The following is a 10,470-nucleotide window of genomic DNA, read 5'->3' as shown; positions in this document are numbered from 1 at the left end:
AAAAAATGGAGACGTCTATAATTTTTAATTATAGACATCCCCATTATTAAAATCATTTTGTATACTTTTTAATTTTTGGTATTTTCCGGATTAAAATTTGATTTAAATTCGTTAAACGGCCAGAATCTAAATGATACTTTACCAACAATTTGATCTTTATCAATTAAACCAAATGAGCGACTATCCTTACTTACTTCACGATTATCACCTAAAACTAAGTATTTGTCTTTAGGTATTACATTTGTTTTAGGATTAGCATTTGGTAAGTCTTTAACTTTAAATGTTCCTGTAATATATTCGGTTTGTTTTCGCTTTTCATTATAATTTAAATATGGTTCTTTTTGTTTCTTTCCATTGATGTATAAAGTGTCATTTTTATACTGAACACTATCGCCTGGCGTTCCAATAACACGTTTTACATAGTCATCCTTTTTATTAGCGTGGAAAACAATGACGTTACCTTTTTTCACGCCACCAATTTTATAACCAATAATATTTACCATTACACGTTGACTATCTTTAAGTGTAGGATCCATTGAATCACCTTTAATAGTGTACGGCTTAGCAATAAATTTCCCAATTACAAATATAAGTGCTAGCGCTACGGCAATGGCGACAATCCATTCTACTATTTCTTTTTTCAATTTTCACACCTCTTCTAATTTCTAAAAATCATAGGCAAAGTCTTTAAAAGGATAATATTTTAAACTCACATCGCCAATGATATCTTTTTTATCAATTAAACCATAGCGTCTTGAGTCTGATTTTTTATCATCATTATCATTTAATACAAAATATGAATCAGGTGGTACAGTATCTCCATCTGAATCTTTAATATCTCGTAATGCAATATTATTTATTTGTCTATTTTCACCATATTGTTGATTGACGCGTCTATCATCTCTATATAAGTTATGATTTTTAATTTCAATTGATTCTCCAGGTTTACCAACAATTCTACTAAAATGGATTTTATTGTCACGACTATACATGATAACATCCCCATCTTTAAGTAAATCGAAAGTCACCTTTATTTTATTAACAATTACTCTATCATCCTTCTTCATAGTTGGAGACATATCATGATTTGGTATAACCGCCCCAACAACAATAAATGTTTGAATGAATAGTACAATAATAATTGCAAAAATTAAGGAAATCAAATATTTAATCGTGCGTTGCACATTGTCACTCCTTAGTAGAACCCATAAAATATTTTTCCACTTTTTTACTAATAAACCAAAGTGCAACGAGTAATAATAACATTATTAATGCGCGAATAGGATTAGTAAAAATAGTAGTTACTTCTCTTCCCATTACTCCTAAAATAGTAATTGAAATAAGTTTTGAAATAGTTAAAACAATAAAATAATACTTTACCTTAATATGAGATAAACTTGCTACTAAATTAATCAATGTATTAGGTGTAAATGGAAAACATAGTAAAATAAATAAAGGTATTAAACCTTGTCTATCTATAAAACTTATAAGTCTTTGTACAGATTTTCTTTTCTTCACATTTTTCATTTTTTCAGTATTAATTAATTTCTTACACACTAAAAATACAGTAAATGTACCAGTTACGATGCCTAACCAACTGATGATAATTCCCGGAATTGACCCATAAGCGTGCATTAATAACACAACATAGAGTGTCAAAGGTAACACAGGTACAATTGCTCTTAAATAGAGCATAATGAACCCAGGAATGTATCCGAATTGCCGAAATATGTCAAACCATTCTTCTAATTGATGAAACGACAAAACATCAAATCCTTTCTAGGGTTAATATTACTTTATTATTATAGTGGTATTTTACGCTTTTTGAAACAACTAAATTTTGTTCACAACATAAATCAAATTTTAGTGATAAATACTCTTTTTGGTATTTATATGAAAATTAATTATAAAATCTCAAACAGAGTATGAAAAAAGCCAAGAACTTAAGAAATATTCTCAAGCCTTGGCTATAAAATTACTATATTCGAATGATAACTTACAATCGAAAAATTATAAGCGATCTTCTAATTCTTTTTTCTTATCTTCATATCCTGGTTTACCTAGTAATGCAAACATATTTTGTTTATAAGCTTCTACACCAGGTTGGTTGAATGGATTAACTCCTAATTGATAACCACTCATTGCACACGCAAGTTCAAAGAAATACACGACATAGCCGAATGTTTCTTCGTCTAGTTGAGGTATGTTAACTACGATATTAGGAACACCACCATCAGTGTGCGCTAATAGTGTTCCTTCAAAAGCTTTCGTATTAACTTCATCAATTGTTTTACCAGCTAAATAATTTAATCCATCTAAATCTTCACTATCTTGTTCAATAGTAATATCATGTTTAGGATGATTAACTTTCACAACTGTTTCAAATAAGAAACGACGACCCTCTTGTACGTATTGTCCTAAAGAGTGCAAGTCTGTTGTGTAATTGGCACTTGAAGGATAGATACCTTTGAAATCTTTACCTTCAGATTCACCATATAATTGTTTCCACCATTCATTAAAATATTGCATAGAAGGCTCATAGTTTATCAACATTTCTGTTGTGTAACCTTTGCTATATAAAATATTGCGAATAGTTGCGTATTGATATGCAATATTTTGTTCTAAATCTTCAGATGATAATTCTTCACGTGCTTTAGCTGCACCAATCATAATTGATTCGATATTAATACCAGCTGTTGCGATTGGTAATAAACCTACTGCAGTTAAAACTGAATATCTTCCACCTACATCGTCAGGTACTACAAAAGTTTCGTATCCTTCATTATCTGCTAATTGTTTTAAAGCACCTTTTGATTTATCTGTAGTCGCAAAAATTCGTTTTTTCGCTTCATCTTTTCCATATTTATCTTCGACTAATTGTTTAAATAATCTAAATGCAACTGCTGGTTCAGTAGTTGTTCCTGATTTAGAGATTACATTTACTGAAAAGTCTTTATCAGCTAAATAATTTACTAATTCTTGAGTATAACTTGATGATAAATGATTACCTACAAATACAATCTCTGGATATTCATTACTTGTTCTGAATGATGAAGTTAGCATTTCAATAGCTGCTCTCGCACCTAGATATGAACCACCGATTCCAATTACAACAAGTACATCAGAATTAGACTTAATACGTTTTGATGCTTCCACTATTCTTGAAAATTCTTCTTTGTCATAATCTACTGGTAAGTCTAACCAACCTAAAAAGTCATTACCTGCACCATTACCTTTATGAATTGTATGATGAATCGTTTTAACGATTTCTTTTTGTTGTTCTAATTCATGTTTGTCGAAAAATTCTAAGGTTTTACCATAATCTAATTGAATATGAGTCATCTTATTGCCTCCTATGATGTGTACTATTTTAATTCTACTAAGTTTAAATGAGCTATTCAATTCCAAAGACTATCTCAATGACTGAAAAATGATTGTTCTGTGAATTTTTAAGTTAAATTACAAGTTATTTATAGTTTTTATCATTAATTTCTTTATTAATCTTATATTCATTTTACAGAATTTTTAAATATATTAAAAATACCGTTATTACAAAGTTTAATAATTGATACACCCATTACATCATTATCGCATTTTGAATATTTATGTAATAAAATGGTTTTATTTTCATCTGTAATCTGCTATGATGTATCCATATTAAAATTCTGAAAATTTATTAGAGGTGTAAACTTATGAAAGAAAAAATTGTTTTAGCCTATTCTGGCGGTTTAGATACAAGCGTTGCAGTGCAATGGTTAATTGATAAAGGATACGACGTCGTAGCATGTTGCTTAGACGTAGGAGAAGGTAAAGATCTTGATGTTGTATATCAAAAAGCATTAGATATGGGAGCTATTGAATGTCACATTATAGATGCAACAAAAGAATTTAGTGAAGATTATGTAAGTTATGCAATTAAAGGAAATTTAATGTATGAAAATGCATATCCCCTAGTTTCTGCACTTTCTCGTCCATTAATTGCTAAAAAGCTAGTGGAAATCGCTGAGAAAACTAATTCTATTGGAATTGCACATGGATGTACTGGTAAAGGAAATGATCAAGTACGTTTTGAAGTGGCTATTAAAGCATTAAACCCTAATTTAAAAGCATTTGCACCTGTACGTGAGTGGGCTTGGAGTAGAGAAGAAGAAATTGATTACGCAATCAAACATAACATTCCAGTTTCAATCAATCACGATTCTCCCTACTCTATCGACCAAAATCTATGGGGAAGAGCAAATGAATGTGGTATTTTAGAAGATCCTTATGCTGCTCCACCTGAGGATGCATTTGACTTAACTACACCTCTAGAACAGACACCTGATAAAGCAGATGAGATTATTATTTCATTTAAAAAAGGACTTCCAGTTCAAATTGACGGTAAAGATTATCAACTCGATGACCTTATTCTTTACTTAAATGAATTAGCTGGTAAACATGGTATTGGAAGAATTGACCACGTTGAAAATAGAATGGTGGGTATTAAATCTAGAGAGATTTATGAGACTCCTGGTGCTGAAGTATTACTCAAAGCTCACAAGGCGCTAGAAACAATTACTTTAACAAAGGATGTTGCTCACTTTAAACCAGTTATTGAAAAGCAATTTTCAGAACAAATCTATAATGGACTATGGTTCTCACCTCTTACAGATAGTTTGAAACTCTTTATTGATAGTACGCAACAATATGTAGAAGGTGACGTAAGAGTTAAATTATTTAAAGGCAACTCAATAGTGAACGGTAGAAAATCACCATTTACTTTATATGATGAGAAACTTGCTACTTACACTAAAGAAGATGCATTCAATCAAGAAGCGGCAGTAGGATTTATTGACATCTATGGATTACCAACACAAGTAAATGCAATGTTACATGGAGGTTATAGTGATGAGCAGTAAAGCTTGGGGAGGTAGATTTGAAGCTCAACCAGAAGATTGGGTTGATGACTTTAATGCTTCAATCGAATTTGATAAAAATTTAATTAATCAAGATATTCAAGGTAGTATTGCACATGCCACAATGCTTGCGAATCAACATATCATTACACAGGATGAAGCTCAGTCTATCATTCAAGGACTAAAAAATATTCAAAAGGATTTTAATGAAGGTAATATTGAATTCAAAGCATCATTAGAAGATATACATCTAAATATTGAGCATGAGTTGATTCAACGTATTGGGGAAACTGGTGGTAAATTGCATACAGGACGTAGTAGAAATGATCAGGTTGCTACAGATATGCATTTATATACAAAAGAAGAAGTTCAAAATATTATCGAATTAATCAAATCATTTCAACATGAAATAATTAAACTTGCTGAAGAACATGTAGATACGATAATGCCAGGATATACGCATCTCCAACGTGCACAACCTATTTCTTTTGCACATCATGTAATGACTTACTTCTGGATGTTAGAGCGTGATAAAGGACGCTTCAATGATAGTCTGAAACGTATCGATATATCACCACTAGGCGCTGCTGCTTTAAGTGGTACAACTCACCCAATAGATAGACATGAAACACAAGCCCTTTTAGATTTTGCTAATATTTATGAAAATAGTCTCGATGCAGTGAGCGACCGTGATTACATTATCGAAACGTTGCATAATATTTCATTAACTATGGTTCATCTATCTCGTTTTGCTGAAGAAATTATTTTCTGGTCTACGGATGAAGCTAAATTTATAACACTATCAGATGCTTTTTCAACTGGATCATCTATTATGCCTCAAAAGAAGAACCCAGACATGGCAGAATTAATTAGAGGGAAAGTTGGACGAACGGCAGGTCACTTAATGAGTATGCTAGTTACGCTTAAAGGTTTGCCTCTAGCTTACAACAAAGATTTACAAGAAGATAAAGAAGGTTTATTCGATGCAATTCATACGGTCAAAGGTTCTCTACGTATCTTTGAAGGTATGATAGCTTCAATGACTGTTAATACTGATCGATTAAGTGAAACTGTAAAAAAAGATTTTTCAAATGCCACTGAGCTTGCAGATTACTTAGTAAGTAAAGGGGTTCCTTTTAGAACTGCACATGAAATTGTTGGTAAAATCGTGCTAAATTGTATTCACAAAGGTATTTATCTTCTTGATGTACCGTTATCAGTGTATCAAGCACAGCATTCTAGCATTAATGAAGATATTTATGACTATTTAAAACCTGAAAATTGTTTAAAACGTCGTAAAAGTTACGGCTCAACAGGACAAGATTCCGTTAAACATCAATTGAATGTAGCAAAATCATTATTAGCTTAATATCTTTGAAATATGATTGAATGATGTTATGACACCTTCGAAATTTGTTAAATATTAATTAAGTTTTTTAATAATATTTGAAGTTAGTAAATTTTATATAAAATTTCTCACATTCTCTTTTTCATCCTTTTAAAATGGTGTAATTTATATTTATCACATCAATTTGAAAGGATGTTTTTATGTTCAAATCTAAAAGAATAGTTTTGACGAGTTTGGTCGTGCTATTTATAGGTATCATTTGTATTACTACCTCTAACTTCCTTAATACTAGAGGAGTTAAAGCCAATCAAAGTCAAACACAACAAACAACTAATACAACTCAAGATAACCATTTTAAACGTCAACCTGAATCTGATTCAGTAAGTGGAAAAACAAACGATTCACATCCTCACTGGTCTACTAATCCTACAGGAGAAAAATATACAACTATAGCTCATAGAGGTGCAAGTGGTTATGCTCCTGAACATACATTTCAATCTTATGATAAAAGTCATAATGAATTAGGCGCTTCTTACATAGAAATTGATTTACAACGTACAAAAGATGGTCATTTAGTTGCCATGCATGATGAAACGGTAAATCGTACTACAAATGGCCATGGACGCGTAGATCATTATACTTTAAAACAATTAAAACAGCTTGATGCTGGAAGTTGGTTTAACAAAGCAAATCCTAAATATGCCAACAAGAATTATAAAAATGCAAAAGTACCTACGTTAGATGAAATTTTAGATAGATATGGCAAAAATGCCAACTATTATATTGAAACAAAATCACCGAATGTTTATCCAGGAATGGAAAAACAATTACTTAATACTCTAAATCAACATGGTATGTTAACAAATAGTTCATTAAAAAATGGACATGTGATGTTGCAATCATTTTCCGGAGATAGCTTACAAAAATTACATCAAATGAATCCGAATGTACCTTTAATTAAACTAATGAATAAATTCGAATTAACAAACGCTTCAGAACAAGATTTAAAAGCGATTAAATCATATGCAGTGGGTGTCGGTCCAGAATACACGGACTTGAATATAAAAAATACTAGACACTTAAAAGATTTAGGTTTCCTAGTACACCCGTATACAGTAAATAAAGTTAATGATATGAGACGTTTAAATCAGTATGGTGTAGATGGCGTCTTCACTAACTATGCTGATTTATATAAAGCAGTTTCAAAACAACAATAATAATCTCTTATTAAAAAAGACTTTGTGAGATATTTAAACTATGTCACAAGGTCTTTTAATATGTCGTTAAAACCCTCACTAAGATTTATCATCAGTTTTATCAGTACTTCTTGTTTAAACTGAAATATATATATTTATTTATATTTTTCGGAAGTTCTCAACTGGTTCTTAACTTTAAAAAACCTACAACTCATTACAAGTTGCAGGTTTGCCTATCACTTTCTTTATATAGTTGTAAATATTAAGCCCAACCACGATAACGAGCAGCTTCTGCTGTACGTTTAATACCTACAATATACGCGGCAAGTCTCATATCAATTTTTCTGTTTTGAGCTAATTCATAAATTGTATCAAATGCAGTGACTAATTTTTCACGTAATTTTTCATTAACTTCTTCTTCTGTCCAGTAGTAACCTTGGTTATTTTGAACCCACTCGAAATAAGATACTGTCACTCCACCAGCACTTGCTAATACGTCTGGAACAAGTAAAATACCTCTTTCAGTTAAAATACGTGTAGCTTCTGGAGTTGTTGGACCATTAGCCGCCTCAACAACAATGTCAGCTTTAATATCATGCGCATTATCTTCTGTAATTTGATTAGAGATTGCAGCAGGTACTAAAATATCACAATCTAATTCAAATAATTCTTGGTTAGAGATTGTTTCTTCAAATAAGTTAGTCACTGTACCGAAACTATCACGACGATCTAATAGATAATCTATATCTAAACCATTAGGGTCATGTAATGCACCATAAGCATCACTAATACCAACTACTTTGGCACCTAAGTCATATAAAAATTTAGCTAAGAAACTACCAGCATTACCAAAACCTTGAATAACTACTCTAGCGTCTTTAACATTCATACCTCTACGTTTGGCTGCTTGTTCAATTGCAATAACAACACCTAAAGCTGTTGAACGGTCTCGACCTTCTGAACCACCTAAAACGATAGGTTTACCAGTGATGAAACCTGGTGAGTTAAATTTATCTAGTGCACTATACTCATCCATCATCCATGCCATGATCTGTGAGTTAGTAAATACGTCTGGTGCTGGAATATCCTTATTTGGTCCAACGAATTGAGAAATAGCTCTTACATACCCACGAGATAATCGTTCAACCTCATGAATACTCATTTGACGTGGGTCACAAACGATACCACCTTTACCACCACCATACGGTAAGTTAACGATACCGCATTTTAACGTCATCCACATTGATAACGCTTTAACTTCTTCTTCATCAACTTCTGGGTGGAAACGTACCCCACCTTTAGTAGGTCCAACGGCGTCATTATGCTGTGCACGATATCCAGTAAAAGTTTTAACTGTACCATCATCCATGCGAACTGGAATGCGAACTTGTAAAAATCTTAATGGTTCTTTAATAAGATCGTACATTCCATCGTCAAATCCCAATTTGTGTAATGCTTCTTTAATAATCCCTTGAGTGGAAGTCACTAAATTATTATTCTCAGTCATGATCCTATTCGCCTCTTTTTAACTAATGATTTCGCTTTCAAATTTTATTGTAACACAAGTATACGCTTTTTAAAGGGTTTACAAAGCGAATGTTACAAGTTTTTGAACTTACTCAAATACACTTCTAATTTTATCTAATGCTAGGTCTAATTCCTCTTTAGTGATAACTAATGGTGGTGCAAATCTAATTACTGTATCATGCGTTTCTTTACATAATAAACCTTTTTCTTTTAAGGCTTCACAATATGGTCTAGCACTTTCATTAAGCTCTATACCAATGAATAAACCTCTTCCGCGAACTTCCTTAATTGAAGGATGTTCAATTTTTTGAAGCTCACCCTTGAAGTATTCACCTAGTTCTAATGAACGGCCCGGCAAGTCTTCATCTATAATTACATCTAATGCTGCAATAGAAACTGCACAAGCAAGCGGATTACCTCCAAATGTTGAACCGTGTGATCCTGGTGTAAATACATCAAGCACCTCATTATCTGCCAAAACTACAGAAATTGGTAACACGCCTCCGCCTAAAGCCTTTCCTAAAATGTAGACATCTGGTTTAACATTATCCCAATCTGTAGCAAATAGTTTACCAGAACGACCTAGACCTGCTTGGATTTCATCTGCAATAAATAAAATATTGTGTTCATCACATAATTCTCTAATCTCTCTAAGATAACCTTCTGGTGGTACATTAATACCAGCTTCCCCTTGAATAGGTTCAACTAAAATCGCTGCAGTGTTCTCATTAATTGCCTCTTTCAACTTATCAACATCACCAAAATCAACTTTATGGAAACCATCTAGTAAAGGACCATAACCGCGTTGATATTCAGCTTCTGATGAAAGTGATACTGGAGCCATTGTACGACCATGGAAGTTACCATTAAACGCTATGATTTCGGCTTGGTTAGGTTCAATCCCTTTAACATCATAAGCCCAACGTCGAGCTGCTTTTAATGCAGTTTCGACTGCTTCAGCACCAGTATTCATAGGTAATGCTTTATCTTTACCAGCCAATTTGCAAATTTTCTCATACCATTCCCCTAAGTTATCACTATGAAATGCGCGAGAAACTAAAGTCACTTTATCTGCTTGTTCTTTCAAAGCTTGAATAATTTTAGGATGACGGTGTCCCTGATTTACCGCAGAATAAGCTGAAAGCATGTCCATATATTGATTTCCTTCTGGATCTTTAACCCATACACCTTCCGCTTCCGAAATAACGATTGGAAGTGGTACATAGTTATGTGCACCATAGTGGTTAGTCAATTCAATAATTTGTTCAGATTTAGTCATAATATCTCCCCTTTGTTATCAAAATTATGAAACTTATTAACAATATCATAACTGATTTCTAACGGCTCTCAAGCTTTATTTTATTGAAAATGAAATACCCTCTAAAAATTTTTGCGTCGGCTATTTTAAATCAATAATTAAACACATCAAAAGTGAACACCAACATCTTTGAAAGCCCTTACAAATATAATGACACAATATTGCTACAATTTACAAGCAAAATTT

Annotated in this window: 9 protein-coding genes; 3 read left to right on the top strand and 6 right to left on the bottom strand. The window is 32.3% G+C overall.

Annotation, left to right across the window (positions count from 1 at the left end):
- Window positions 1-68: 68 nt before the first annotated feature.
- The 4 genes from lepB (AC3WQX_RS01770) to AC3WQX_RS01755 all read right to left on the bottom strand — a co-directional run bounded on the left by lepB (AC3WQX_RS01770) (window position 69) and on the right by AC3WQX_RS01755 (window position 3,342).
- Complete coding sequence (gene lepB, locus AC3WQX_RS01770; protein ID WP_002433408.1) at window positions 69-644, bottom strand: signal peptidase I; 576 nt, start codon at window positions 642-644, stop codon at window positions 69-71.
- Window positions 645-665: 21 nt separating this feature from the next.
- Window positions 666-1,184 (bottom strand): signal peptidase I, encoded by a 519-nt coding sequence (gene lepB, locus AC3WQX_RS01765; RefSeq protein ID WP_023350600.1) that lies wholly within the window; start codon window positions 1,182-1,184, stop codon window positions 666-668.
- A 4-nt stretch (window positions 1,185-1,188) separates the two neighbouring features.
- Window positions 1,189-1,764 carry a TVP38/TMEM64 family protein gene (locus AC3WQX_RS01760; protein WP_002433402.1) on the bottom strand — a complete coding sequence of 192 codons (576 nt, stop codon included), beginning with the start codon at window positions 1,762-1,764 and terminating at the stop codon, window positions 1,189-1,191.
- Between the two features lie 246 nt (window positions 1,765-2,010).
- Window positions 2,011-3,342 (bottom strand): glucose-6-phosphate isomerase, encoded by a 1,332-nt coding sequence (locus AC3WQX_RS01755; RefSeq protein WP_023350601.1) that lies wholly within the window; start codon window positions 3,340-3,342, stop codon window positions 2,011-2,013.
- Between the two features lie 350 nt (window positions 3,343-3,692).
- On the opposite strand from AC3WQX_RS01755, the gene AC3WQX_RS01750 reads away from it, so the two are divergent.
- The 3 genes from AC3WQX_RS01750 (at window position 3,693) to AC3WQX_RS01740 (ending at window position 7,460) form a co-directional block, all read left to right on the top strand.
- Entirely contained in the window at window positions 3,693-4,898 is a 1,206-nt protein-coding gene (locus tag AC3WQX_RS01750) for an argininosuccinate synthase (protein ID WP_002433255.1), read from the top strand.
- Entirely contained in the window at window positions 4,888-6,264 is a 1,377-nt protein-coding gene (gene argH / locus AC3WQX_RS01745; protein WP_023350602.1) for an argininosuccinate lyase, read from the top strand. Before AC3WQX_RS01750 ends, argH begins: the two co-directional genes overlap by 11 nt.
- Before the next feature lie 218 nt (window positions 6,265-6,482).
- Window positions 6,483-7,460 (top strand): glycerophosphodiester phosphodiesterase, encoded by a 978-nt coding sequence (locus AC3WQX_RS01740; protein ID WP_370684875.1) that lies wholly within the window; start codon window positions 6,483-6,485, stop codon window positions 7,458-7,460.
- A 241-nt stretch (window positions 7,461-7,701) separates the two neighbouring features.
- Here AC3WQX_RS01740 and AC3WQX_RS01735 read toward each other — a convergent pair whose 3' ends face one another.
- Both AC3WQX_RS01735 and AC3WQX_RS01730 read right to left on the bottom strand, forming a co-directional pair.
- Window positions 7,702-8,946, bottom strand: a complete 1,245-nt coding sequence (locus AC3WQX_RS01735) for a Glu/Leu/Phe/Val family dehydrogenase (protein ID WP_023350604.1) — start codon at window positions 8,944-8,946, stop codon at window positions 7,702-7,704.
- Window positions 8,947-9,054: 108 nt separating this feature from the next.
- Window positions 9,055-10,245 (bottom strand): ornithine--oxo-acid transaminase, encoded by a 1,191-nt coding sequence (locus AC3WQX_RS01730; protein ID WP_023350605.1) that lies wholly within the window; start codon window positions 10,243-10,245, stop codon window positions 9,055-9,057.
- Between the last annotated feature and the right edge of the window lie 225 nt (window positions 10,246-10,470).

The sequence above is a fragment of the Staphylococcus sp. FW104-15G4D genome (assembly GCF_058790135.1).
This window is presented reverse-complemented; position numbering and strand designations above follow the sequence as displayed.